Source organism: Pararhizobium sp. O133 (assembly GCF_051669845.1).
Classification (GTDB): Bacteria; Pseudomonadota; Alphaproteobacteria; order Rhizobiales; family Rhizobiaceae; genus Pararhizobium.
On sequence record NZ_CP196426.1, the window covers coordinates 17,936 to 42,843 of the forward strand.

At 59.1% G+C, this 24,908-nt stretch carries 26 protein-coding genes and 1 tRNA gene; 10 read left to right on the forward strand and 17 right to left on the reverse strand.

Translation table 11 applies throughout. The annotated features are described in order from the left end of the window. The first annotated feature begins 80 nt into the window (after positions 1-80). Both upp and ACST81_RS00095 read left to right on the forward strand, forming a co-directional pair. Positions 81-710, forward strand: coding sequence for a uracil phosphoribosyltransferase (gene upp / locus ACST81_RS00090; protein WP_438750748.1), 630 nt, complete (start codon positions 81-83; stop codon positions 708-710). A gap of 140 nt (positions 711-850) precedes the next feature. Continuing rightward, on the forward strand, positions 851-1,369 hold the full coding sequence (locus ACST81_RS00095) for a TIGR02281 family clan AA aspartic protease (RefSeq protein WP_438750750.1): 519 nt from the start codon (positions 851-853) through the stop codon (positions 1,367-1,369). Here the strand turns inward: ACST81_RS00095 and deoA are convergent. The 9 genes from deoA to ACST81_RS00140 all read right to left on the reverse strand — a co-directional run bounded on the left by deoA (position 1,359) and on the right by ACST81_RS00140 (position 9,671). Next, positions 1,359-2,678: a thymidine phosphorylase gene (gene deoA, locus ACST81_RS00100; protein ID WP_438750752.1), complete on the reverse strand. Its 1,320-nt coding sequence runs from the start codon at positions 2,676-2,678 to the stop codon at positions 1,359-1,361. The genes ACST81_RS00095 and deoA overlap by 11 nt on opposite strands. Beyond that, complete coding sequence (gene deoC, locus ACST81_RS00105) at positions 2,675-3,448, reverse strand: deoxyribose-phosphate aldolase (RefSeq protein WP_438753782.1); 774 nt, start codon at positions 3,446-3,448, stop codon at positions 2,675-2,677. Before deoC ends, deoA begins: the two co-directional genes overlap by 4 nt. Before the next feature lie 136 nt (positions 3,449-3,584). Then, positions 3,585-4,376: a purine-nucleoside phosphorylase gene (locus ACST81_RS00110; RefSeq protein WP_438750755.1), complete on the reverse strand. Its 792-nt coding sequence runs from the start codon at positions 4,374-4,376 to the stop codon at positions 3,585-3,587. After that, complete coding sequence (locus tag ACST81_RS00115) at positions 4,373-4,765, reverse strand: cytidine deaminase (protein ID WP_438750757.1); 393 nt, start codon at positions 4,763-4,765, stop codon at positions 4,373-4,375. Before ACST81_RS00115 ends, ACST81_RS00110 begins: the two co-directional genes overlap by 4 nt. A gap of 2 nt (positions 4,766-4,767) precedes the next feature. Next, positions 4,768-5,739, reverse strand: a complete 972-nt coding sequence (locus ACST81_RS00120) for an ABC transporter permease (protein ID WP_438750759.1) — start codon at positions 5,737-5,739, stop codon at positions 4,768-4,770. A 3-nt stretch (positions 5,740-5,742) separates the two neighbouring features. After that, a complete protein-coding gene (locus ACST81_RS00125; protein ID WP_438750762.1) occupies positions 5,743-6,876 on the reverse strand; it encodes an ABC transporter permease in 1,134 nt (377 codons plus the stop codon). After that, positions 6,873-7,553, reverse strand: a complete 681-nt coding sequence (locus ACST81_RS00130) for an MT-A70 family methyltransferase (RefSeq protein ID WP_438750764.1) — start codon at positions 7,551-7,553, stop codon at positions 6,873-6,875. Before ACST81_RS00130 ends, ACST81_RS00125 begins: the two co-directional genes overlap by 4 nt. Beyond that, positions 7,543-8,139 (reverse strand): BglII/BstYI family type II restriction endonuclease, encoded by a 597-nt coding sequence (locus ACST81_RS00135; RefSeq protein ID WP_438750766.1) that lies wholly within the window; start codon positions 8,137-8,139, stop codon positions 7,543-7,545. Before ACST81_RS00135 ends, ACST81_RS00130 begins: the two co-directional genes overlap by 11 nt. Further along, complete coding sequence (locus ACST81_RS00140; RefSeq protein ID WP_438750768.1) at positions 8,136-9,671, reverse strand: ABC transporter ATP-binding protein; 1,536 nt, start codon at positions 9,669-9,671, stop codon at positions 8,136-8,138. Before ACST81_RS00140 ends, ACST81_RS00135 begins: the two co-directional genes overlap by 4 nt. A gap of 291 nt (positions 9,672-9,962) precedes the next feature. Here ACST81_RS00140 and ACST81_RS00145 point away from each other — a divergent pair, with 291 nt between their 5' ends. Next, on the forward strand, positions 9,963-10,166 hold the full coding sequence (locus ACST81_RS00145) for a SlyX family protein (protein WP_438750770.1): 204 nt from the start codon (positions 9,963-9,965) through the stop codon (positions 10,164-10,166). Between the two features lie 214 nt (positions 10,167-10,380). Here ACST81_RS00145 and ACST81_RS00150 read toward each other — a convergent pair whose 3' ends face one another. The 4 genes from ACST81_RS00150 to ACST81_RS00165 form a co-directional block, all read right to left on the reverse strand. Beyond that, positions 10,381-11,373 (reverse strand): BMP family lipoprotein, encoded by a 993-nt coding sequence (locus ACST81_RS00150; RefSeq protein WP_438750772.1) that lies wholly within the window; start codon positions 11,371-11,373, stop codon positions 10,381-10,383. Between the two features lie 328 nt (positions 11,374-11,701). Next, positions 11,702-13,912, reverse strand: a complete 2,211-nt coding sequence (locus ACST81_RS00155; RefSeq protein ID WP_438750774.1) for a TonB-dependent siderophore receptor — start codon at positions 13,910-13,912, stop codon at positions 11,702-11,704. Between the two features lie 180 nt (positions 13,913-14,092). Further along, positions 14,093-14,977 carry a helix-turn-helix domain-containing protein gene (locus ACST81_RS00160; protein WP_438753784.1) on the reverse strand — a complete coding sequence of 295 codons (885 nt, stop codon included), beginning with the start codon at positions 14,975-14,977 and terminating at the stop codon, positions 14,093-14,095. A 272-nt stretch (positions 14,978-15,249) separates the two neighbouring features. Further along, positions 15,250-15,567: a hypothetical protein gene (locus ACST81_RS00165; RefSeq protein WP_438750776.1), complete on the reverse strand. Its 318-nt coding sequence runs from the start codon at positions 15,565-15,567 to the stop codon at positions 15,250-15,252. A 284-nt stretch (positions 15,568-15,851) separates the two neighbouring features. Between ACST81_RS00165 and ACST81_RS00170 the strand changes: the two genes are divergently transcribed. Then, a tRNA-Ser gene (locus ACST81_RS00170) sits at positions 15,852-15,941 on the forward strand. Positions 15,942-16,394: 453 nt separating this feature from the next. After that, positions 16,395-18,248 (forward strand): capsular polysaccharide export protein, LipB/KpsS family, encoded by a 1,854-nt coding sequence (locus tag ACST81_RS00175; protein ID WP_438750778.1) that lies wholly within the window; start codon positions 16,395-16,397, stop codon positions 18,246-18,248. An 83-nt stretch (positions 18,249-18,331) separates the two neighbouring features. Here ACST81_RS00175 and ACST81_RS00180 read toward each other — a convergent pair whose 3' ends face one another. Further along, positions 18,332-19,936: a hypothetical protein gene (locus ACST81_RS00180; RefSeq protein WP_438750780.1), complete on the reverse strand. Its 1,605-nt coding sequence runs from the start codon at positions 19,934-19,936 to the stop codon at positions 18,332-18,334. Positions 19,937-20,278: 342 nt separating this feature from the next. On the opposite strand from ACST81_RS00180, the gene ACST81_RS00185 reads away from it, so the two are divergent. The 4 genes from ACST81_RS00185 to ACST81_RS00200 all read left to right on the forward strand — a co-directional run bounded on the left by ACST81_RS00185 (position 20,279) and on the right by ACST81_RS00200 (position 22,212). Further along, positions 20,279-21,544: an alpha/beta hydrolase gene (locus ACST81_RS00185; RefSeq protein ID WP_438753787.1), complete on the forward strand. Its 1,266-nt coding sequence runs from the start codon at positions 20,279-20,281 to the stop codon at positions 21,542-21,544. Positions 21,545-21,683: 139 nt separating this feature from the next. Continuing rightward, entirely contained in the window at positions 21,684-21,875 is a 192-nt protein-coding gene (locus ACST81_RS00190) for a hypothetical protein (protein ID WP_438750782.1), read from the forward strand. Positions 21,876-21,885: 10 nt separating this feature from the next. Further along, positions 21,886-22,068, forward strand: a complete 183-nt coding sequence (locus ACST81_RS00195) for a hypothetical protein (protein ID WP_438750784.1) — start codon at positions 21,886-21,888, stop codon at positions 22,066-22,068. A 12-nt stretch (positions 22,069-22,080) separates the two neighbouring features. Next, positions 22,081-22,212 carry a hypothetical protein gene (locus ACST81_RS00200; RefSeq protein WP_438750786.1) on the forward strand — a complete coding sequence of 44 codons (132 nt, stop codon included), beginning with the start codon at positions 22,081-22,083 and terminating at the stop codon, positions 22,210-22,212. Between the two features lie 107 nt (positions 22,213-22,319). Here ACST81_RS00200 and ACST81_RS00205 read toward each other — a convergent pair whose 3' ends face one another. Next, positions 22,320-22,577: a BON domain-containing protein gene (locus tag ACST81_RS00205; protein ID WP_438750787.1), complete on the reverse strand. Its 258-nt coding sequence runs from the start codon at positions 22,575-22,577 to the stop codon at positions 22,320-22,322. Between the two features lie 127 nt (positions 22,578-22,704). Then, complete coding sequence (locus ACST81_RS00210) at positions 22,705-22,971, reverse strand: DUF982 domain-containing protein (protein WP_438750790.1); 267 nt, start codon at positions 22,969-22,971, stop codon at positions 22,705-22,707. A 139-nt stretch (positions 22,972-23,110) separates the two neighbouring features. On the opposite strand from ACST81_RS00210, the gene ACST81_RS00215 reads away from it, so the two are divergent. Then, positions 23,111-24,055 (forward strand): AEC family transporter, encoded by a 945-nt coding sequence (locus tag ACST81_RS00215; RefSeq protein WP_438750792.1) that lies wholly within the window; start codon positions 23,111-23,113, stop codon positions 24,053-24,055. Positions 24,056-24,145: 90 nt separating this feature from the next. Here ACST81_RS00215 and ACST81_RS00220 read toward each other — a convergent pair whose 3' ends face one another. Then, on the reverse strand, positions 24,146-24,763 hold the full coding sequence (locus ACST81_RS00220) for a c-type cytochrome (protein ID WP_438750793.1): 618 nt from the start codon (positions 24,761-24,763) through the stop codon (positions 24,146-24,148). Positions 24,764-24,908 lie beyond the last annotated feature (145 nt).

Genomic DNA, 24,908 nt, shown 5'->3' on the forward strand with positions numbered 1-24,908 from the left:
AGCGGCCTTCAGGCCTTGCGGCGCCTCGTCTTTCCGTGAAAAAAGAGTGTGAATTCGGGTTTCCGCAGGAGGGCTTGGCCATGGACGGCGTTACAGTCATCAATCATCCGCTTGTTCAGCACAAGCTCACCATCATGCGCAAGAAGGAGACCTCGACGGCAGGTTTCCGCCGGCTGCTGCGCGAGATTTCCACCCTGCTCTGCTACGAGGTCACCCGCGATCTCGAACTGACGGAAGAAACCATCGAGACGCCGATGCAGACCATCCAGGCGCCGGTGCTCGAGGGCAAGAAGCTGGTTTTCGCCTCGATCCTGCGCGCTGGCAACGGCCTGCTCGAAGGCATGCTGGAACTGGTGCCCTCGGCCCGCGTCTCGCATGTCGGCGTCTACCGCGATCATGAAACGCTGGAAGCCGTCGAATATTACTTCAAGGCACCGGAAAGCATGTCCGAGCGGCTGGTCATCGTCGTCGATCCGATGCTGGCCACCGGCAATTCCTCGATCGCCGCCATCGACAAGCTCAAGGAACGCGGTGCGGCAAATCTGCGTTTCGTCTGCCTTTTGGCAGCACCGGAAGGCATCAAGAATTTTCAGGCCGCTCATCCCGACGTGCCGATCTTCACCGCCTCGATCGACAGTCATCTCAATGAGCAAGGCTATATCGTTCCCGGTCTCGGCGATGCCGGCGACCGGATGTACGGCACGAAGTAACCTTTCGAATCTTCCAGATTTCTTAACCAGATTTTCACTTGGAAAGCCGCCGCGGATAAAACCAGGCGGCTTTTTGCACCCTGTTAGACAGGATCGTGCTTAGCTCGCCTCTGTTTCTGACATCGCGGAGTGTGGCTCGAATGCTGGTACGGATGGCTGTTTTTGCCGGGGGCATGGTCGTGGCGGCGATGGTGCTGCCGGGGCTTGCGACGTCCTATCTCGACCACCCGGCACCCAAGGAGACCCAGGCCAAGCCACAGCCAGTGAGCACCGCGAAATATGCGGGCGGACGCGGCGTCCTGCTGCAGCCGGGCGCTGGGGGACATTTCTTCGGGATGTTTTCGATCAACGGACGCAAGGAAAACGGGCTTGTCGATACCGGCGCAAGCACGGTGGCGATCAATGTCTCCACCGCCAGGCGCCTCGGGATTTCAACCGGGTCCCTCTCCTTCAACGTACCGGTCGGCACGGCGAACGGCACGGTCAAGGCGGCCCGCGTCTCGCTCGACCGGATGGAGATCGGCACGATATCGGTCAAGCACGTGGACGCGCTAGTGTTGCCCGACAAATCCCTGTCCGGCATGCTGGTCGGCATGAGCTTCCTCGGCAAGCTTTCGTCTTACAGTGTCGAGGCCGGGGCCTTGCGCCTTATTCGCTGATCCGGGATACGACGACCGGACGCTCTGCGGGCGCTTCGTCTGCGATCTCATAAATCTCCAGCAATCGCGCCCGAGACGCCAAAGCCTTGTCCTCGCTGGATGCGTGAACGAAAGCAAAAGGCTCTCCCTTTTCGACCTTCGTGCCCAGCGGCTTCAATCCGCTGAACCCGACACTGTGGTCGATCGGCTCGTTCGGGCGGGTGCGGCCGCCGCCAAGCGCGATGACTTCCATGCCGATGTCACGGGCGTTGCAAGAGTGGAGATAACCGCCGCGCGGCGCCTCGACCGGCAGGATCACAGCTGCCTTCGGCAGATAATCCTGCGGGCGCTCGGCAAAATCGGCTGGTCCGCCCAGGTGATGGACCATGCGGCCGAAGCGTTCTAGGGCGGCACCGCTCTTCAGGGTACGGATGGCAAGGTCGGTCGCCTCCGCCGGGTTCGTCGCGGTGCCGGATGTCATCAGCATTTCCGCGGCGAAGGACATGACCACGGTTTCCAGCCGCGTTCCTGACTTTTCGCCCCGCAGGAAGGCCATGCAGTTGACGATCTCCAGCGCATTGCCGGCGGCATCTGCCAAGGGTTCGTTCATGTCGGTGATGAGAGCGGTGGTTTTGACCCCTGCCCCATTGGCGACGCCGACCAGGGAGCGGGCGAGCGTCTCGGCCTCGTCCAGTCCGATCATGAAGGCGCCATTGCCGATCTTGACGTCGAGCACCAGCGATTGAAGCCCGGCAGCGAGCTTCTTAGACAGGATCGACGCGGTGATCAGGGGCACGGAATCAACCGTCGCCGTCACGTCACGGATAGCATAGAGCCGCCGGTCGGCGGGGGCGAGTTCGGCGGTCTGGCCGATGATGGCGCAGCCGGCCTCCGCCACCGTTTGCCGGAACAGCGCCTCCGAGGGCATGATGTCATAGCCGGGAATCGATTCCAGCTTATCGAGCGTGCCGCCGGTATGGCCCAGTCCGCGCCCGGAAATCATCGGCACGGCGAGACCGCAGGCTGCGACGATCGGGGCAAGCATCAGGGAAACATTGTCGCCGACGCCGCCGGTCGAATGCTTGTCCGCCACCGGCCGTCCGATATCCGCCCAGGAGAGCACTTCGCCGCTGTCGCGCATGGCCAGCGTCAGTGCCACGGTTTCTTCCAGGCTCATGCCGGAGAACCAGACGGCCATGGCAAAGGCCGCCACCTGTCCCTCGGAAATCGATCCGTCGGAGAGGCCGCGGATGAAGGCGGCGATATCCGCCTTGTCCAGCGCCTCGCCATCCCGCTTGCGGCGGATGATTTCCTGCGGGATCATCGTCAATAGGCCGTCGCGCCGGCCACCGGCTCACGGCCTTCGAGGACCGACAGGATATCGCCGAGCAGACCGGAGGCGCCGAAGCGGAAGGTCGAGGACATCGGCCAGTCGGGGCTGTGGATGGTCGCCGCGAGATTGAGATAAAGCCGGGCGTCGCCGACCGTGCGAACACCGCCGGCGGGCTTGAAACCGACCTTGCGGCCGCTTTCGCGGATGCAGGTGAGCATGATGTCGGCGGCTTCGAGCGTTGCGTTGACCGTGACCTTGCCGGTGGATGTCTTGATGAAGTCGGCGCCTTCCTGAATGGCGATATGCGAAGCGCTGCGGATCAGGTCGCGATCCTTCAACTCCCCAGTTTCGAGGATGGTCTTCAGCAGGATCGGCGCCGGGCATGCCTCCCGAACGGCCGAGATCATCGTGCGGACCGCCTGTTCGTCGCCGGCCATGAAGGCACGGTAGGGAATGACCAGGTCGATCTCGTCGGCGCCATCGGCGATTGCCTGGCGGGTTTCTTCGACGACCGTCTCCACCGGAAGTTCACCGGACGGGAAATTGACGACAGTCGCGATCTTCACCGCGCTGTTGGGACCGAGGATGCCCCGTGCCTGGGCGACGAAACGCGGCCAGATGCAGATGGCGGCGGTGTGGCCGAACGGGGTACGCGCCTGGGCGCAGAGCTTCTCGATGGCTTCCGGCGTGCAATTGTCCGTGAGGTCCGTCAGGTCCAGCAGCGACAGGGCAAGCGACGCGATCTGGCGGTTGTTGGCTTCGAGCATCATGGGTTCCGTCCGTTTCCTGGGATGACGATGATTCACGACCGAAGCAACGGTCACGAGCGGATGTTCTATACGCTTGCGCGCCGCGCGCAAACCGTCCTGCATGGCGCGGCCGGCATGAAATGCCGTTCCGGCTTCACCCGGCAATCATTTGCGTCAGGATGGACGCCAGCCGACGGCCGCCGATCGGAGCCATGTCCTTGGTCTCGTGATGGCTGAGTTCGCCGCCCGTCATGCCGGCCCCGAAATTGGTGATGGCGGAGGCAGCGGCGACCTTCAGGCCGAAGAAGCGGGCGAGGATGACTTCGGGTACGGTCGACATGCCCACCGCATCGGCACCGAGAACACGGGCCATGCGGATTTCGGCAGGGGTTTCGAAATTGGGGCCGGAGAACCACATATAGACGCCGGCGCCCAAGGGAATATCGAGCTTGATCGCGGCGGCGCGCATGCGCTCTGCCAATTCCGCGTCATAAGCCGACGTCAGGCCGACGAAACGATCGTCGCTATCGACGCCGATCAGCGGGCTGATGCCGGAATAATTGATATGGTCGGTGATCTGCATCACCGAACCCGGCGGCAGGTCTTCGCGCAGCGAGCCCGCCGAATTGGTCAGGATCAGCGTTTCGACGCCGAGCGCTTTCAGGGTCTCGATGGGTCCGCGCATTGCATTGGCATCACCGCGCTCGTAGAAATGCACGCGGCCGGAGAGCACGATCACCGGCACGCCACCGATCGTTCCCCCCACCAGTTCGCCGGCATGGCCGGAGACGGCGCTGACCGGAAAGCCGGGAATATCCGCATAGGAAATCCGCACGGGATCCGCGACCGCCTCGACCAGCGAGCCGAGGCCCGAACCGAGCACGATGCCATAGCGGGGCGACAGACCGGCGAGCTTCGCCTTCAGCATGTCCGCAGCGGCGGTCATCCGAGGATCTCGGTTTCGAAGGAATGCGGCAGGAGATCGGACATCGACAGTGTCTTCTTCACGCCGGCCTCGTCGCAGAGATAGATTTGCGTCGAGGCGCCGGAGAATTCGGCGAGGCGCTGGCGGCAGCCGCCGCAGGGTGGGCAGAGCGCCAGCTTTTCGGCGATGACGGCGACTTCGAGGATCTTGCGTTGCCCGGCCATGACCATGTGGCTGATCGCGGTCGTCTCGGCGCACCAGCCTTCCGGGAAGGACAGGTTCTCGATATTGGCGCCGGTGTAGATCTTGCCGTCCTCGGCGCGGATGGCGGCCCCGACCGGGAACTTGGAATAGGGCGCATGCGCCTTGGCCATCGCCTCGCGGGCCGCCTCGAACAGATCATTTGCCATGATCAACGCTCCTTCACATAGGGTATGCCGCCGGCCTTGGGCGGGATCGCCTTGCCGATGAAGCCGGCGAGCAGGACGACGGTCAGGATATAGGGCAAGGCCTGCATCAGTTGGACCGGCACCTGTCCGATCAAAGGCAGCGGATTGCCCTGCATGCGGATCGCGAAGGCGTCGAGGAAGCCGAACAGCAGACAGGCCAGCATGATGTTGAACGGGCGCCATTTGGCGAAGATCAGCGCAGCAAGCGCGATATAGCCCTTGCCCGCCGTCATGCCCTTGACGAAGCCGGCATTCATGGCGAGCGACAGATAGGCGCCGGCAAAACCGCAGAGAATGCCGGCACAGATCACCGCGCGATAGCGCAGCCAGATAACCGAGATGCCGGCCGTATCGACGGCACCAGGATTTTCACCGACGGCCCGCAGCCGCAGGCCGAAGCGTGTACGGTAGAGGATCCACCAGCTGATCGGCACCATGGCGAAGGCGAGATAGGTCAGAACGAAATGGCCCGACAGCAGATTGGAATAGATCGGCCCTAGGATCGGTACGTCCTTGACCGCATCGGCAAACGGGAACGTGACAGTCTGGAAGCGCGCGTCACCGGCCAGTGCCGGCGTGCGGCCGCCCTGGCGGAACCAGGCTTCGCCGAGGATGACGGTCGAGCCGGCCACGACGAAGTTGATGGCGACGCCAGAGACGATCTGGCTGCCGCGCTGGGTGATCGACGCATAGCCATGCACCAGCGCCAGAAGCACCGAGATCAGGATAGCGGCGAGCAACCCGACGACGACGGAGCCGGAGACCGCGGCCACGGCGCCGGCGGCAAAGGCGGCGCCGAGCATCTTGCCCTCAAGGCCGATGTCGAACACCCCTGCCCGCTCCGTGAAGAGACCGGCGAGCGCCGCGAAAATCAGCGGGACGGACACGCGGATGGTCGATTCCAGGAGCGCGATGATGATGTGGAAAAAGTCCATGGATCAGGCTCCCCGTGTCTGCGCGGCTGCGGAGGAGCGGCTGCCGATCGCCGCGAACGCACGGCCGATCGCCGGGCGAAACATGTTTTCCAAAGCACCGGCAAACAGGATGACGAGACCCTGGATGATGACGATCATGTCGCGCGAAATGGACGGCATTTCGAAGGCGATTTCAGCGCCGCCCTGATAGAGCATGCCGAACAGGATCGCCGCCGGAATGATGCCGGCCGGATGCGAGCGGCCCATCAGCGCCACCGCGATGCCGACGAAACCCGCGCCCTGCACGAAATCCAGCTGCATGCGAAACTGCTCGCCCATGATCGGATTGAGCGCCATCAGGCCTGCCAGACCACCCGAAATCATCATCACGATGATGGTGATGCGGGTTTCGCTGATGCCGGCGTAACGCGCCGCCGAGGGGCTATGGCCCATGGTGCGCATCTCGAAGCCGAACTTTGTGCGCCAGATCAGCACCCAGACGGCGAAGGCGGCGAAGAGAGCCAGCAGGAAAGAGACGTTGAACGGAGCATTGCCGACATCGTGCCCGAAGATGGCCAGAAGCCAGTCGAGCTTCGGAAGCTGACCACCGGCTTCGAAAGTCCGGGTCTGCGTCGCCATCGAGCCGAGCGGCTTCATCACCTTGGTCAGGAGATAGACCATGATGCTGGAGGCGATGAAATTGAACATGATGGTGGTGATGACGATATGGCTGCCGCGCTTGGCCTGCAGCCAGCCGGGCAGGAAGGCCCAGAGCGCACCGAAGGCAGCCGAGCCGATGATGGCCACCGGAAAGACCACGAACCAGGGCATGGTCTTGTCGAGCCAAAGGCAGGCAAGCGCCACGCCGATGCCGCCGATATAGGCCTGGCCCTCGCTACCGATATTGAACAGGCCGGCATGGAAGGCGACGGCGACCGACAGGCCGGTGAAGATGAAGGTCGTCGCGTAATAGAGCGTGAAGCCGATATACTCGCCGCGACCGAAGGCGCCGTTGATCATATGATAGGCCGCGTTCAGCGGATTTTCACCGACCAGCAGCACGACAAGACCGGCAACGAGAAAGGCGACGACGAGGTTGACCAGCGGGATCAGGCCATATTCGGCCCAGACCGGCAGTTTTGCATAGGGATTGCTCATTCGGCGGCCTCTTTGACCCCATTCTTCAGCAATGCCGCTTTCTTCTCCGACGCAGAGTTAAAAGAATAGGTATCCCAAGACGGCTCGTAAGCATCATTTGCTTGATTACCCCAATAGTTCCACCCCTCCCTCGTACCGCGTGCAAACATCTCAAGAAAGGGACCTGGCGAGCAGGACTCAATAAGATCATATTGCTCATCCGGCTTTCTGGAATGCTCACGTTTTCGCGACGCCAGAAAATTGACCTGCCTTCGACCTGCATCCAATGTACGCGCGCCCGGCCCCCGAACACCGAAAAGGACAAGCTCGGTGACGTTTCTGAAATAAAATCCGACTCCTCTTCCGTCGGATCCTCCGTCTTTTCGAATCTTATGCCAAACAAGATTGGTTTTATATTCGAACCCCCAGGCCGACATTACTTTCAAAGCGTCGGGCAAAAGAGCATTCGGCGTCCAAAGATAAAGATGTGCAGTCTTAGCTACGACTTCGGATACTGGTAACTCGCAGATTTCCTCGGTCGTCATCGTGCTATATCGATTTAGCCGCTTGTGCTCAGGTGCCATCTTTCCCGTTCTGTTGGCAAAACGCCAAGGAGGATCTGCCAGCACGGTCTTGAACCGCTGACCCCGCAACTGCCGGGCAAAATCCACAATTGTATCGAGTGTTTCATCGGTCATCTTCATAAGCCTCTGGCTTTATTCCAAACACTAAGACCGGGCAGCCACCAGCTCCACCGCCTGCGATTTTCGGATATAATTTATCGGTATGCGTAGTCGCCATGCCAAACGTTGTTTTGGCTCGACCTACACCTTCAAGCACTCTTTGCAGAGCAGTCGTGCGCGTTACGATCACTCCGACGTCAATAACGTGCAGATCGAACAATAACCTGAAGTTATTCAGATCCCTATCGAAAAACGGATCTTTGTTATTCCATTCCATCTCAAGGGCAATCTTTCCCTTAAAGCAATCTACCTTATGGGTCGGTGAAAGCCTCTCATGGCCATCAACAACGATGCGCGTATCAAAAGACTTCTCCACCCAGCCTCTGCTTGTAAGCTCAACATCGATAAAACGAGCCATAAGAGACTTGTTTCCGCCGCCGACAGCCAATTGCCCATGAAGCAAGCGGAAGCCTCCTAACACATCCAGGATTTCCAGAAAATGCTCCTCATGGACGGTAGAGAGAACCGCCAGAGCATTTCTCCAATTCAGCACCTCATATTTGCGTTGAATTGCTTCGGGCAAATCGCCCACATCCTTCATTCGGCGGCCTCCTTGCGGCCTTCGACCCCGGCCATCAGCAGGCCGAGTTCCCCTTCGGTCGCGTCCGGCTCCCGCTCGCCGACGACGCGGCCGGCGAACATGACGATGATGCGATCGGAAAGGGCACGGATTTCATCGAGTTCGACCGAGACGAGCAGAACCGCCTTGCCCTGGTCACGCATCTCGATGATCCGCTTGTGGATGAATTCGATGGCGCCGACATCGACGCCGCGTGTCGGCTGGCCGATGATCAGCACGTCCGGCCCACGCTCCATCTCGCGCGCCAGCACGATCTTCTGCTGGTTGCCGCCGGAGAAATTGGCCGTTTTCAGCCGCGGATTGGGCGGCCTGATATCGTATTTCTTGATCTTTTCCTCGGCGTCGGCCTGGATCGCCTTGGTGTTCAAGAAGACGCCGTTCAGGTAGCGCTTGTCGTGGTGGTAACCCAAGATGCCGTTTTCGGCCTCCTCGAATTTCAGCACCAGACCGACATGATGGCGGTCTTCCGGCACATGCGCGAGGCCGCGATCGCGCAGTTCGCGCGGATCGACGTGGCCGGTCACGTCGATCGGCTTGCCGTTGAGCAGGACCGAGCCGCCGACCGCCTTGCGAATGCCCGAGATCGCTTCCAGCAATTCGGACTGGCCATTGCCGGCAACGCCGGCGATGCCGAGTATTTCGCCGGCGCGCAGGTTGAAGGAGACATTGTCGACCATGGTGACGCCGCGGCTGTCTCGCACCGTCAGGTTTTCGACCGACAGCTTGACGTCGCCGGGATTGGCCTCGCCCTTGTCGACGCGCAGGAGAACGCGGCGACCCACCATCAGTTCGGCCAGTTCCTCGACCGAGGTTTCGCTCGTCTTGCGCGTTGCAACCATTTCGCCACGGCGCATGACCGAGACCTTGTCGGTGATCGCCATGATCTCGCGCAGCTTGTGCGTGATGAAGATGATCGTCTTGCCCTGGTCCTTCAGCTGACCAAGGATGCGGAACAGATGATCCGCCTCCGGTGGTGTCAGAACGCCGGTCGGTTCGTCGAGAATGAGGATATCGGCCTTGCGATAGAGCGCTTTGAGGATTTCGACGCGCTGTTGCAGGCCGACAGGCAATTCCTCGATCAGCGCGTCCGGATTGACCTCCAGCGCATATTCCTTTTCGAGCTGCTTGAGCTCGACGCGCGCCTTGGAAATGCTGGTGTTGAGAATCTGGCTATCTTCGGCGCCGAGCATGACATTTTCGAGCACGGTGAAATTCTCGACCAGCATGAAATGCTGGTGAACCATGCCGATGCCATGCGAAATCGCCGTGTTCGGATCCTTGATCGTGACCACATTGCCATCGACGACGATGTCGCCGCTGTCGGCCTGGTAAAAGCCATAGAGGATCGACATCAGGGTTGACTTGCCGGCGCCATTTTCACCGATGATGCCGTGGATGGTGCCCTTGCGGACAGTCAGGTTGATGTTCCTGTTGGCATGGACAAGGCCGAAACTCTTGTCGATGCCACGCAATTCGATGGCAATATCGCTCATATTGACCCACGTTCCCCAAGTCGGCCCGGTTTCATCCGCATTGACGGCGGTGGCCCAGGCATCGATTTTTTTACCAATTGGTATAAGTTTAGCATCGAATTCCGCGCAGGGTAGCCCAAAAATCGACAACTGGCTTACTCTTCCCAGTTCATTGAGGAGAGTCCAGCGCGATTTGCATCGCCTGCACAAGCATGAGACGGAAATGCCGCTGCGTCCCTGCACAACCGCAATCTATGTGATACTGGAGGACAGCGCGAGCGCCGAACGCAGGCTTGGCCACGGGAGACAGACATGAGCGAAGCACGCATCACAAAGCTCGAAGAGACGATCGCCCACCAGGCCAAGACGATCGAGGAACTGTCGGATCAACTGGCGGAACAGTGGACCGTGGTCGAGCAGGTCCGCGCCAAGCTCGACCGGCTGACCGAACGGTTCCTCAATCTGGAAGAACAGAGCCTCGAAGCGCCGGCGATCACGCGTCCGCCGCATTATTGACCCTGGCTTCCTCTTCTCCCCAGCGGGGAGAAGATGTCCGAAGGACAGATGAGGGGGACGTTCCGCAAATTCAGAGCCAGCCGCCCCCTCATCCGGCGCTACGCGCCACCTTCTCCCCGCAGGGGAGAAGAGGAGCCGCCGCCTTTCAGGCACCCCAACAAAAAGCCGCCGATCTGCGGAGACCGGCGGCTTTTTTCATTCAAAAATCAGACGATCAATAAGGGCAGGCTTCGTCCGACATGTAGTCGTGAACCTGAACCGTGCCGGCAATGATGTCGGCCTTCGCCTTGTCGACGGCGGCCTGCATTTCCGGGGTGATCAGGGCCTTGTTGTTGTCGTCGACTGCATAGCCGACGCCGTCTTCCTTGAGGCCGAGGTTGGAAATGCCGAACGCGAACTTGTCGTCCTTGGCCGAGGTGAAGGCGTCATAGACGGCGACGTCGACGCGCTTGAGCATCGAGGTCAGAACCTTGCCCGGCTGCATGCCGTTCTGGTTCGAATCGACGCCGATGCCGAGCTTGCCGGCATCGGCGGCAGCCTGCAGAACGCCGACGCCGGTGCCGCCGGCCGCGTGATAAACGACGTCCGACCCCTGGTCGAACTGCGACTTGGCGATTTCGCCGCCCTTGACCGGGTCGTTCCAGGCGTCCGGCGTGGTGCCGGTGTAAGCTTCCAGAACCTTGACGTCAGCGCCGGTGGACTTGGCGCCGCCGACATAACCACAGGCGAACTTGTGGATCAGCGGGATGTCCATGCCGCCGATGAAGCTGACGGTCTTGGACTTCGAAGCGAGACCAGCGAGAACGCCGACGAGATACGAGCCTTCCTGCTCCTTGAAGACGACCGATTTCACGTTCGGCTTGTCGACGACCATGTCGATGATGGCAAACTTGATGTCCGGATATTCGGCGGAAACCTTTTCGAGGGCGGCGGCCCAGGAAAAACCGGCCATGACGATCGGGTTGTTGCCGTCGCCGGCAAAGCGGCGGAGCGCCTGCTCGCGCTGCGCATCGTTGGCAATTTCGAATTCGCGATATTCGATGCCGGTTTCGGCCTTGAACTTCTCGGCGCCGTTGAAGGCCGCTTCGTTGAAGGATTTGTCGAACTTGCCGCCGAGATCATAGATGATCGCCGGCTTGATGTCGGCGGCGAGCGCCGTTGCGGACATCATCGAGAAAGCAAGGAGACCGAGGAGGGTTTTTTTCATTGTGCAGCCCTGTTGTTGCTATTGATCTTGTTGGGTCCTCCCGCAAGCTCCTCTTCGGGAGCATGTCTGCGGAACCACCACTCCCGTTCAAGGGTATGTCTGGCTGGGGCGCATCCTTGCATGCCTCAAATCAAAATTCACCCGAAATTTTTCAATTGGTAAAAAAAGGTAAATTGCCCAAAAGGGTGCGAAATCAGTGATTTTGGGGAGGTCATGCCCACGAAAACCGCCGGTGACGGTTCCTGTTATCGTTGACAAGCCGATCCTCAAACGAACAAAAGGCCGCCGCGCTTTCGCGCGGCGGCCGTTCGAAATCCGGTCGAAGAGCTTACCACTTCTTGCTGAGCTTCAGCGTGATCGTCCGCTGCTCGCCGTAGCCGCAGACAGTCAAGCCCTGGCAACCCTTGACATACTCCTTGTCGAACAGGTTGGAGACGTTGAGCGAAGCTGCCCAGTCGTTCTTCTGGTAACGGATCGCCGCGTCGGCTACCAGCGCGTCGGGAACGAAGGCGGTGTTTTCCTTGTCGGCGGCGGATTTGCCCTGATAACGCAGACCACCCCCGATGCTGACACCTTCAAGCGCGCCCTCGGTGACGACGTAGTCCAGCCAGAGCGCGGCCTGCTGTTCCGGCACGACATAGGGACGCTTGCCGACAAGCGCCGGATTGGTGTCCTCGGTGATTTCCAGGTCGGTATAACTGTACGCGGCCAAAATCTTCCAGTTCTCGTTGAGGTTGACCTTGCCCTCCAGTTCGACACCGGTGGAGGTCACCTCACCCAGTTGGGTGGAGATACCCAGCGTGTCCGTCACGACCACGTTGCGCTTGGTCAACTGGAACACGGACGCCGTCAGCAAGCCGTCGATGAAAGTGGGTTCATACTTGATGCCCGCTTCGTACTGCTCACCCTCTTCCGGCTTGTTGTTCGGCGTCACCGAGGCGACAATGACCGGGCTGAAGAAGGTGGCAACGCTGATGTAAGGCGTCAGGCCATTGTCAAACTCATAGGCGAGACCGGCGCGACCGCTGAACGCCGCGTCGCTGTATTGATAGGTGGACGACTGCGTGGGAGCCCAGTAGGTCGGACCGCTGTGGGTCTCGGTATCGACATAGTCATAGCGCCCGTTGAGGGTCGCGATCCAGCCATCGCCGAAGCGGAGCTGATCCTGCACGTATAGACCGATCTGCTGCTGCGTGGTTTTCTGGTTGATGTAGACGCCGTCGATGGGCGGCTGCGGCAGACCGTAGACCGGATTGACAGGATCAATCGGGGTCGCAGTCGCCGGCCAGGCCGGCACCGCTTGCACCTGATCGATCTTGAAGTGCTTGTAGTCGAGGCCGGCGAGAACCTGATGGTTCACTGGACCGGTGTCGAACTCCATTTCCGCGCGATTGTCGACGGCAAACGTATCGACCGTCGTGTCGTGCTCGAAGCCGATGCGGGCCAGTTGGAAATAGCCGGGGTCGGCCGGATCGGTCGTGTTGACGTAGCCGTTCGGATAGAACAGCAGTTCGTGCTTGTCGAGGTGTCCGTAGCGCAGGTTTTGCGACAGCTTCAACCCATTGTCGAACTCATGCTTGACTTCGTAGCCAATGGCCTGCTGATCGTAGCGACCGGTGTCCTTGTCCGGCTCGCCGAAGAAAGCGTCGCGATCGATCCTTCCGAAAGGCGCATCGACCACTGTCCCCACATAGGGCAGGAAGCCGTTGCCGATATGCGTCTGATCGAACGAAGAGACGTTGGCGTAGACCGTCAGCGTCGTTGCGTCGTCTGGCGAATAGGTGACCTGAGGCAGGATGAAGCCGCGCAGATCCTCGGAAAAATCGCTGTAATTGTTTCCGCCCGAGACCTTTCCGGTGACACGGTAGTCTGCAGCGCCGTCCTGCGTCAGCTTGTCGTTGACGTCGAAGCCAAAGAAAGCGTTGCCGAAATTATTGATGCCGATTTCCGTGTAGTAGTAGGGATCGTCCAGCGGCCGCTTGCTGACGAGATTGATGATGCCGCCGGGGTTGGAGCCTCCATAGAGCACCGAAGCCGGCCCCTTCAGAACCTCGACCCGTTCGAGCATGAAGGCGTCCGTCTGGAACCCGCCGAAACCTGTGGTGAACAGGTTCAGGCCATCGAGGAAGACGCCGGTCTGCGAGGCGTCGAAGCCGCGGATGTAGAACCAGTCCGTATCGGGGTCGGTGCCGAAGGGTTCGGCGGCGACGCCCGCCGTGTAGCGCAGCGCCTCGTCGATTTTCGTCACGACGCCGCGGTCGGCCAGTTCCTCGCGACCGACAACCGAGACGGACTGCGGGATTTCGGAAATCGGCGTCGCTGTCTTGGAGCCCGTGCCGGTGGCCTTGGCGACGTAGCCGTCGACCGGGCCGGTTGCTTCCTGGTCGGTGGCACCCTGCCCGCCCTCGACCGTCAGGCGCTCGAGTTGCGTCGCGCCACCCGCCGCATCCTGCGCCACGGCGGCCTGCGGCAGGGCTACGACGGCGATTGCCGCGCTTGCCATCAGCACGCGATAAAGACCAGTCCCCTTGATCTGCATATGTCAATTACCCCAGTTGGAAACCGGCCCCGCCCTTGGCCCCCATCGGCGCAGCGAAATCCGGCAATGTCATGAATATAAGATGAGTTTTTAGCTCAACTATGAAAGGTCGGATTGTCTCTGGCTGCGGTAATTGAACGATTCTGGTCCATATTCCGCTTTGCACCCGGTGGAATGCAGTCAGGCCCTCTGGCTTTTCGCCCAACTCGCCGGCGTGACGCCAACGACCTTGCGGAAGACACGGGTGAAGTGCGCCTGATCGGCAAAGCCGGTTTCAGCGGCGATCACACTCATGGGCAGACCATCGTTGAGCATCAACTGCTTGGCGCGCCCGACGCGGGCCTTCATCTGCCATTGGTGTGGTGGCAGGCCGGTGGAGGCCTTGAAAGCGTGGCTGAAATAGGATTGCGACAGGCCCGTGAGCGCCGCCAGTTCCTCCAGCCGGATGCCGCGCAGGCAATTGTCCTCGATATAATCGATCGAGCGGCGCAACTGCCAGGAGGCCAGTTCGCTGCGCTTGCGGGTTTTCACCGGGGCGAGCTTCATCACATCGATGAACAGCGCCACCGAGAGGCCGTCGCCATAAAGATCGTGCAGCGGCTGTGGATTGATGCATTCGGCCGCGATCAGCTCGGCAAGCGCGAGGAAGCGTGGTTCCGAAAACATCAGTCGCGGAATATCCAGCTGGCCACGATCAAGATCCTCGCCCAAACGGCGGCTCAGGATATCGACGTTGAAATGAAGGTCGAGATGGCGGACATAGTCGACATCGACCATTTCCGCCCAGAGCTCCATGCCGGCCGGAATATAGGAAATCATCTGCCGGCGGCTATCCTCGGCGACCGCCTGATGCGTCTGGCGCAAGCGGATATTACGCCGCCCACCGCCCTTGGCATCGAGCACGATGAACAGCCGGAGGTCATCCGCGACATAGAAGCCGCCGGCCGCCGGCGCGCATTCGACATCCCACAGATCAGCGACCACGCCGTTCCACTCGCGCCGGTTCAGGCCGCCGATGACGGAAAAGCCGGAAATCCTGTTGTTCATGCGCGGTTGAAAGGTCATCGAGGTCTCAAGGGTGCAGGCGCTGGCAAAACCTGCTTTATTAGTCATGTTTTCGCCTAATCCAGAAACCAACTCTTTGCAATTGCTCAAACATGGCGCAAAAGCCCGTTTCCGGTCATTGTGACCTTTTCGCCATGCCATTTTCAGCTAGGCCGCGCAGCCAGAGGCCATCTGCAGTTTCCGCGCGCAAGAATTCCGCCTCCCGTCGCAGCGCGATATTGGCGGGCCAGATGAGATCGCAATACGTTCTTAAGTTATGCCTGCCTTAGGTTTCAGACCGAAAACCGGCCCGCGACCGGCGGCCGCTTGTAGCCGATCATCCACAGCATCAGCGCAATCAGGAAAAGGAAGACGAAGGCAGGCTGCTGCAACGACCATCGGATCAGCGGATCGAGCATGGCAATGCCGGCATGCGGCCGCTCCAGCGATTGCACCAGCGCCGTCGTCGATGGACCGCCGGCAGCCAGCGCCGTTGCGAGCGGCGTCAGCACCGGCTGCGACGCCGAGACGGACTGGATAGCATCCACCGACGCCACCAGGACCCCGGCGACCAAGGCCAGAAAGCTCGCAAACCGCAGCATGAACCGCATAGGACCTCTCCCGATTGCCGCCGGCAGGCGCGCCTTTCGGCCGGCTCCAACAAGAAATAGCCATGTCATTGCGCAAGCGCAATGCACGCGTTGGCGGCGGCGGCGCACAAGAAGTCAAAAAACTATCAGAAAGCAGTTGATCCGGGGGAGCGCATCGGTATATACGGCGGCGGTTCGCTGGTTTGCGCCCGCGAATATCCGATCGGCCTAGCCGACCGGACCTGAGGAGAAAGCAAACGCTTGTCTCTGATCCACCGGACCCAACCGCCGGTGCGATTGAAAACGGACAGGTGGCCGAGTGGTTGAAGGCGCACGCCTGGAAAGTGTGTATACGTGAGAGCGTATCGCGGGTTCGAATCCCGCTCTGTCCGCCATTTCCCCAGAACTCATCAGCTGCGTTGGCAGAAATGAACGTTTAGGCTGCATTTATCTTAGAGCAATGACGTCAGGTTGACTTGCGATATCGCCAAAATGCCGTTATTGCTGCCCTCCGACACAATCCGTAGTAGAGCAGTCAAGGATTTCCGACCAACGCGTAGTTTAATCATCGACGATATTGCCGCATCAAATGATATTCCGAGCTGCCAGCCAGCTTTTTCGAAGACAATTGGAGTATAGGGAATTGTATGAACGCGATGAAACGGGGTTCATCAAATCGTCTTATCGATGTGCCAAAGGCACTCCTGCAGGCAGATAGCCGGCTAATTGGAGTGCGCATATCGCGCTTTTGAAAGCTCGGCCATCTTTCTGCCAAACCATTACCGCGTAAACCGCCAATCGACCGGACCGGCAATGCCGTCAGGAATCGAGAATGTTTGTGAGTGAGTATGAAAAAAGTCATTGGTTACGTCGAACGGTCCATTAAAGCCGGCAAGCATGCCAAGTCGATCGATCTTGCTCTTGGCGCGGGAGCGGCGGCGACATCAATTCTACGGGCGAGGAAACTCAATCGATTGATCCTGCAGGGCAGAATCATGGCCGCCGAGCGCGCCGGGAAGGTCGAGCGGGCAGAGGAACTGCTTGTCGCCTATGCCCGTCGCTACCCGCCGACCTATGCGATGATCCGGAACATGCATCGCCGCGCGTTGCGGATGTCGCCAAGTTCCAGCACACGAAAACTACTGGAATGCCACCTGCTGCACCCAGATCTGAAAAGCCTTCTTCAATCCGCCATTCTGCGTTCGGAAGGAAACCTGGAGGAGGCCTTGAACGTGCTCGAGGGCACATTCAAGACGTTCCAGACACGGCGCCAGTGCGCGATTGAGCGTCGCGGCATCTATTATCAGCTTCAGAATCATGCAGCCCTGGCATCTTCATCATTGGATTTCCTGGATAGCGAGCCGAAACGCATCATCATTGACATGGCGATCAATGCCGCCCGATCCGCTGAGACAGCCTTGCGCGAAGATCTTTTCATTCGCGCAATCAATCGGGCCATATCCGACATCGATGCGGTGAGATTGAACAAGAAGTTGTTGCGCAATCACTGGCGCGAGGCCGCGGTCGGCAGCCTCGCGGTGTTTGACGTCGCAGGCGCGATCAGCATTGCTCGGCTGGCGATTGCCCATGGCATAAAAGCCAGGAGCTTTCTTGCGCAAGCGCTCGAGCTCAAGGCTTCCCTTGACCACATAGCTCACGTCGTCGACGAAGCGCGCCGCAATATCCTGGAACGGGCAGGTCGCCAGAAGCCGATCAGCCGGCACGGCGAGGTTACTCTCATCGTTCCTTCGGCCATGATGAGAAGCAATGTCATCGATTATCCAGGCTTCCGTTCAGACATTCGCATTGCGCTCGAAAATGTAGTGCAGACGCTGGAGGACGAAGGTGTCCCCTACATGGTGCGGAGCCAAATTCACACACACAGTGAAATTGACCTCAATCAACCGTATTTCTCGTATCACACCGTGTCTGACAATACGCGAGGGCTTCATTTCAAGGAAACCGATCGGAGATCCGTGTTCAGTTTCGATGACCGGGGATATGCGGGCTGGTCCTCATTTTCCGAATTGAACGAAGAACGCCTCGGCAAGGTGTCACAGACGGAAGCCGATGGCTTTTTCGCCGACGACAAAATCGCGATGACGACGCAGCGTCTTTCAAAATACGTCCAGCCGGAAACGACGGAAGCGCTTCCGGAAAAATTCGTTTTTGTCGGCCTGCAGGTTATCGGCGATTCTGTTCAAAGCCTGGCTTACGCCACGCCCTTCGAAATGGTGGAGGAAGTCATCAAGACTTGCGAAGACAAGGGGATAGCAGTCGTCGTCAAGCGGCACCCGGCATGCAAGTCCAGTGAGATTAAGGCCTATCTCAATGAACAGGTCGAGGCAGGAAGAATCACCGTCACGAACGGCAATATTCACGACATCATCGCCTCTTCGCTCGCGGTCTGCGTCGTAAATTCCGGCGTTGGTGCGGAGGCTCTCACTTATGAGAAGCCGGTATATGTTTTCGGCCGCGCCGACTATATGAGCGCGTGTTTCGTCTGCGAGCACCGTGGCGACTTCGAACGGCAGTTTGAAGTCGGCAAATCAAAGCTGAGCAATGCCGACCTGCATAAATTCTGGTATCTGTACCGCAAGGATTACGCGATCGACTTGACGAATCCCGACAACACCAAGTCCTGGATCGCAAACAGGGTCAAACGCCACCTGATCGAACACTCAATCCCGGTTGATCGATAGACGGTTTATACCAAGGACCGATGATAGGAACCCATAGGATAGCCTAACATCGGTCCTTGGTATTGGATATCCGACAAAGGCCGTCACTTTTCTGAAACTCGAAAATGACGGAAGATGCGCCTGCTCGTCTTTGCGATAAACCCGGCCATTGCAAGATCCAGATCGGCATGGCTTACATTGGCCGAGTGAACGAAAAGGCTATCCTTGTTGCTTTTCATCACCCCGCCCGACGCTTCCGCCAGATCCTGCATCAATTTGATATAATTATTATTTTTCAATATCTTTTTATCCGAAACATAAAAAGACACGACGCATTTTTCCTTGGTGAAGTCTATATAGGCTTGGTAATAACAGGTCATGGGAAGACCCTTGACCGGCAGTCGGCAGCTTTTCTTGTCGCAGGAAGCCGGAACCGTTATGAAATCCGGGAAATCGCTGGTCAGGAATTCCGACCAGAGCGTCATATAGCTCAGCCGCGTCGCGGTGCCGAAGGCGGACTTCAACATTTCCGCATAGGGAACAAGAGCGTCATTTCCTCCCCCGTCATTCAGGAGAGAAAGCAGAACCTTGGTTTCCATTGGGCCTGGAAAAGCACCATGGTCGAACGGATGCAGCATGTCCGCAAGAATGATATATGCATTGTTGATGACATTGAGCCCGTAATGCGGCTCGATCCCGCGCGCGGCAAAGACCGGGAGAATCTGCGCAGCGTAATCTCTTTGCGATCGCACATTCGAGACGATCACAAAACGGGATAACGCATTGTCGAATGATTCCGCGATGTTGTTTCGGCCGAAGCTGTCATCACCCTCCAGGTCGATGCCCGTGGCATTGAAAAAGCGTCTGTTCTTGTCCCAGGCGGCCGGAACAATCTGCGGATTGAACGATATCGACGTTGATCCGACGATCTTATCCGCCGCATAGATTGCCGCGTATCCCGCGCAGGAAGAGCCGATCAGATAGATATCCTTGCTATCGATCGCATTGACCCTGGCAAACTCGGACACGAGTTCGACGATATGGTCGAGGTAACAAACAGTCCTTGTCCCATAGTACCACCCTACGTCGATTGTCGGGAAATTCTTGTACATCGGGTCTTCGATATAAAGACAGATACCGTCAAAAATCCGGGACCATGTCAGCCTGTCGAATTTCGTCGCGGTCTTTCCCTTCCGTCCGGCCCCGGAGAAAAAGACATACAGCTTCTTGCTGGATGATCTCGTCTGGTAGCATTCGATTGCGCAATGGTCGAAGACCACATCGAACCGGCTCTTGCTTACATGCGCCAGTTTTCCCAATCTGGTTTTCACCGGGCGAGACATTACGTCCGTCTTGTCTACGACCATCATATCCTTGATGGCTTTATCGGAAACCAGACAATCAATCCCGTCAAACGCGCTTGATCTTTCAACGGGACGCTGCTCGCCGGATTCACGAACGCGCGGACGCTCGATTTTCCTCGTTCGGTATCGTTCAAGGATCGAATCCGCACCGCCCTTATTGCTGTTCCGAGACAGAAATAAGCGGAACCGATGGTTCAGGATAGCAACAAATCTTCGCACGGTCGCCTCAGGCTCTTTGCTGGCGAGCGTCCTGTCAGACCCGCCTTGCCGGACGTTTAGCGCGCGGGCGGTGGCATAATCAATATGAATTCGCCGCATGGTTGGGAGATAGGCTTTCCGCGGCAACTCCCCGGCATCCCTGGCATTGCGGCCACCGCGCGGACGAATCGACGAAGGCGCCGGTCATTTGCTCTGATGACCTGCCGAACGACATCTCCGACACTGGCCAAATGAATCGGGAATTGTCGCTGCGTTGCAATAAACACGGGGCGCGGGGCATATGTTTGTCGTCGCGCTTCTGTGTCAAAAATACAATATGAAGCTGTGCAATGAATGGTCCGGCTCCAGCCAGTTGCGTGCAGCGGACTTGACGTGTACCGCTGACTGTGGGCGGACTCTTTCCGCAAATTGGGCAGTTTGCAGTTCTCGTGTTTTCGCGTTTTCGTCGGAAGTGCCGTCATGACCTCAATGTCGAATATCGTCCGCAGTCCGTCACCCATGGCGCGATTCTTTGGGCACGTGGCTCTGGTGCTTCCGCTCGTCATCGCGCTCAGCGGCTGTGGCGGCCACGCGAAGGGCGTCATGCAGCCGGTTGCCCTGATGGCCGAGCCGCAAGGCGGCGCCGTGGTGGACATGCTGGTGGCGACCAGCCGCCGTCCCTCCGACGATCCGGCGACCCTGTTTTCCGGAGAGCGCAGCGTCCAGCCCTCGATTACCGATGTCGCGGTGTCCATTCCGTCCGGCAAGGTTCGCGCGTCCGGCACCGTTCAATGGCCGAAGAAGCTGCCGCCTGATCCGGCGACGGATTTTACCGTCGTCCGTGTCCAGCCGCTCTCGACCGTCCAGCAAGGTCATGACTGGGTGCGTCGCCATTCGAAGGGCGGTCATGCCATGGTCTTCATTCATGGCTTCAACAATACCTATGAGGATTCGGTTTTCCGCTTCGCCCAGATCGTCCATGATTCCGGCGCCGACGTGACCCCCGTCCTTTTCACATGGCCCTCCCGCGCCAAGGTGTTTGACTATAACTACGACAAGGAAAGCACCAACTATTCGCGCACGACGCTGGAGCGGACGCTGAAGGCGCTGGTCGAGGACAAGAATATCAAGGACATCACCATCCTCGCCCATTCGATGGGAACCTGGCTGGCGATGGAATCGATCCGGCAAATGGCAATTCGCGAAGGGGGCCTGCCAAAGAAGATCGAGAACGTCATCCTCGCTTCGCCCGATATCGATGTCGATGTGTTTGCCCGCCAGTGGACCGAGCTTGGCCCGGACAAGCCGAACTTCACCATATTCGTTTCGCAGGACGACCGGGCTCTGGCGCTGTCGCGTTATATTTCCGGCGACGTCCAGCGGCTTGGACAGATCAATCCGGCGGAGGAGCCGTATAAAACCAAGCTGGAAGCAGCCGGGATCACCGTTGTCGATCTGACCAAGGTGAAATCCACGGACCGCCTGAACCACGGCAAGTTTGCCGAGAGCCCGGCGATCGTCCAGTTGATCGGCCAGCGGCTCGTCACCGGCCAGACCCTGACCGATTCCACGATCGGCGTCGGCGATGGTATCACCGCACTGGTGGCGGGAACCGTGAATACCGTCGGCAAGGTCGCGGCAACCACGGTCTCGACCCCGGTCGATCTTGTTTCGGGCAACCTGAAGCAGTTGCCGAAGAAAAAGCCGACGGATTTCGACGATTCGCTGCAGGACGAACGGGCGCTGTTCAACTAGGCCGAGGTGGAGAAGGTCCTTACCCTCTCAAGCGCCCGCTGCCCGGGGGATTTCAGCCGATCTCGCTGAACATCCGTAAAAACTCCGCGGAACCATCCGGCCATGCGCGTCGTTTTGCTCCAAACGAAGGAGCAAGATCATGCCGACCACCATTCCAGTCCCAGACGACGAAAGCCCGCGCGGCCCGCAGTCGACACCCGGCCTGCCGGACCGGTCGCAGGACAAGCCTGCAAAGCCTCCGGTCATCGACAAGGGCGATAACAAGAACCCGAACGACCCCGTTCTCGACCCGGCGTTGCTGCCGATCGGCGATCCCGCCGGGATGGCGTAAGGAGCGAGAGATGGTGACCGACGATACCAACGCCACGCCTGAACAAAAAAAGCCGAAGGATGTCCACAGAGCGCCCGGCCAGCCGTCGCATGCCGATGAAAAGTCGAAAGCGCCGCCGATGGTTCAGCCAATTGGCCAGAAGGACGAAAGCGAACGGCCGGTGGTGAACCCTGTCACCGGCGGTGCGCTTTAAAGGAGACCAGAGATGATCGTCTCCGAAACTCAAAGAATGGCGGCACATCGGGAATATCGTCAGCTAATGTTTCGCCAGTTGCTGATGTGGCTGATTGGCGTACCCCTGCCGATCCTTCTGGTAATCGCGCTGTTTATATTTTGACTTCATGAGGGTACCTTAACGGGTGCCCAATACTTTCAAACAAGCAATCATCGGAAAATCCCTGCGCGATTTAACCAAGCGCATAAAGGTTTGCAGCCTGTAGTATTTCAATGTCGTATGACCTCAACATTGTTTTCGACAAGATGCACGCCGATGACCGCTGCGGCCGCCTGCTCGACGCAGCCGATCTCTGCCTCGCAGGACACATATCCGCCCAGCACCACAGTGCGGCCATAGGCCGTAACCGAGAGTTGGGACGTGTCGATGAGCGAAACATACTGGATATAGCGGAGGACCTTGCCGGCTAGATCATCGTCCGTGAGATCCGGATGGTCGTCGTGACGAATGTAGATCTGTTTGTGCATCGCAGTGGTGTCCTTCATGGAGACAACGCGAGCTATTCTTGAATGTTCCGCAATTCCGTCAATGTCTTCGGGCCTACCGACATCGCTGTACCGGTGCACAAACCGGAGCACGAAGGCTTGTTCGAGATCAGGCGTTGAGCGACGTGCCGGGCTGGATATGGATATAGGCTTCGACGGCGGCGGCGATGAAATCCTGTCGCGCATAATCGACCGGCTGCTCGCCGCGCAACACATGTCCGCACATGCGGATCGCCGCCTTGTAAGCCGTGCCGTCATGAACCGGCCACTTGTCGAGCAGACATTCCGCCGCCTCGCGCGTATTGCGGATGATCCGGTATCGTCCGATCCCGTCGAGTTCCAGGACAACGGGTTCCTGCCACCATTTTTCGATCATAGGGCAACCTCCTATTATCATCTTGTCATATGAGCCTTGCGTGAAATGTATGCACCGGGGCGTTCGGCGCGTCTTCGGGTTGCGGCATGGCGCGCAATGGGTCTATGGCGGAAGCCCAATCGCCACGAGGCCGCGCCTGATGTCTGATGTCTTCCTGAATGTCGTCCCGATTTTCGTCCTCATCCTTCTGGGCTGGCTGATCGTGAAGATGGACTATCTGAAGGCGGCGGTCGGCGATGCGCTGGGGGATTTCGTCTTCCGCGTCGCGGTTCCGGTCCTGCTGTTTCGCACCATTGCCGAGGCGGATTTCAAGGATGGCTCGCCCTGGCCGCTCTGGGTCGCTTATTTCTCCGGTGTCGCCGTTACCTGGACGATCGGGCATTTCGCAGCCACGCTGCTGTTTCGCAAGGATGCGCGGATCGGCGTTCTCGCTGGCGTCTCGTCAGCTTTTGCCAATACGGTCTTCATCGGCCTGCCACTCGTTTCGCGCAGCGTCGGCGAGGAAGGCGTAGTGGCCCTCTCCATCCTCCTTTCCGTCCATCTGCCGGTGATGATGATTGCCGGTACGATCCTGATGGAGCGCGCCGAGCGCAGGACCAGCGGCAAGCCGGGACAGAGCCCGCTGCGGCTGCTTAAGGGAATCCTGCGCAATCTTGTACGTAATCCGCTCGTCATCGGCCTCGTGCTCGGTGCGCTGGTCCATCTTGTCGGCATGCCGCTCGGTGGCCCGGTCAAGATCATTGTCGATCAGCTTGCCGGGGTGGCGGCCCCCGCTGCACTCATTTCCATCGGCATGGCGCTCGACAAATATGGCCTTACCGGCAATACCGGCCTCGCCTCCGTCACCAGCGCGCTAAAGCTGATCGTCCTGCCTGCGACCGTCTACGGGGCCTGCCAGATGCTTGGCCTCAACAGCGATTGGACGGCGGCGCTGGTTCTGACCTCATCCGTGCCGACCGGCGTCAATGCCTGGCTGATCGCCAATCATTTCAATGTCGGCCATGGGCTGGCCTCCTCGACCATTACCATCACCACCGCGCTCGGCGTCATCTCTGTTTCCGCCTGGGCCTATATCCTGCTGTAACGATCGGATCCCGGAATCCAGGCATGAAAAAGCCCGGTACGATTGACCGGGCTTGTCCGTCTTCTACACGCCGGTTGAAACGGCGTCGAATTATTGTGCCGGAGCCGTTTCGGTTGCCGGCTTTGCAGCGTCACCTTCGGTGGCCGGCGTTGCGGCGGCCGATGCGTCGGGCAGGGCCACCGGCGAATCGGCCTGTTCACGCATCCAGGCGATCAGGTTGGCGCGCTCATCCGGCTTCTTGACGCCGGCAAAGCCCATCGCGGTGCCCGGAACGTGCTTCTTCGGCGCTTCGATGAAGAAGCTCAGGTGATCGTAAGTCCAGGTCTTGTTGGCTTCGGCAAAGGTCTTCATGCCGGCCGAATAGGAAAATCCTTCATGCGAAGCGATCGGGCGATCGACGACGCCCCACAGATTCGGGCCGACCTTGTTCGGGCCGCCCTTCTCGGAGGTGTGACAGCTTGCGCATTTCTTGAAGACGGTCGCACCGGCCGCTGCGTCGGCACCTGCCAGGAGCGGCTTGATATCGACTTCCGCTTCTTCAGCGGCGCCGCCGGCGGCTTCCGAGGAGCCTTCTTCGGCGATGATGGCGAAGCCTTCCTTCTCGGGCGTTTCCGAATGGAAAATGCCTTCCGATGCGATCGATACGGACATCAAAACAAAGACCGTACCCAGGAAGGCACCTACGCCCATGTTCACATACGAGTTCATCCGCCAATGCTCCCCTTGCAACCGGCGCAAACAAAACGCCAGCCTATCTTGAAATCGCGCGGAACCTATGTCTTTTGGCTTTGTGTTGCAACAGACATTATACGCGCTGGGCTGAGACCTTTTGACACTTTTCCCGCGTCTTTTG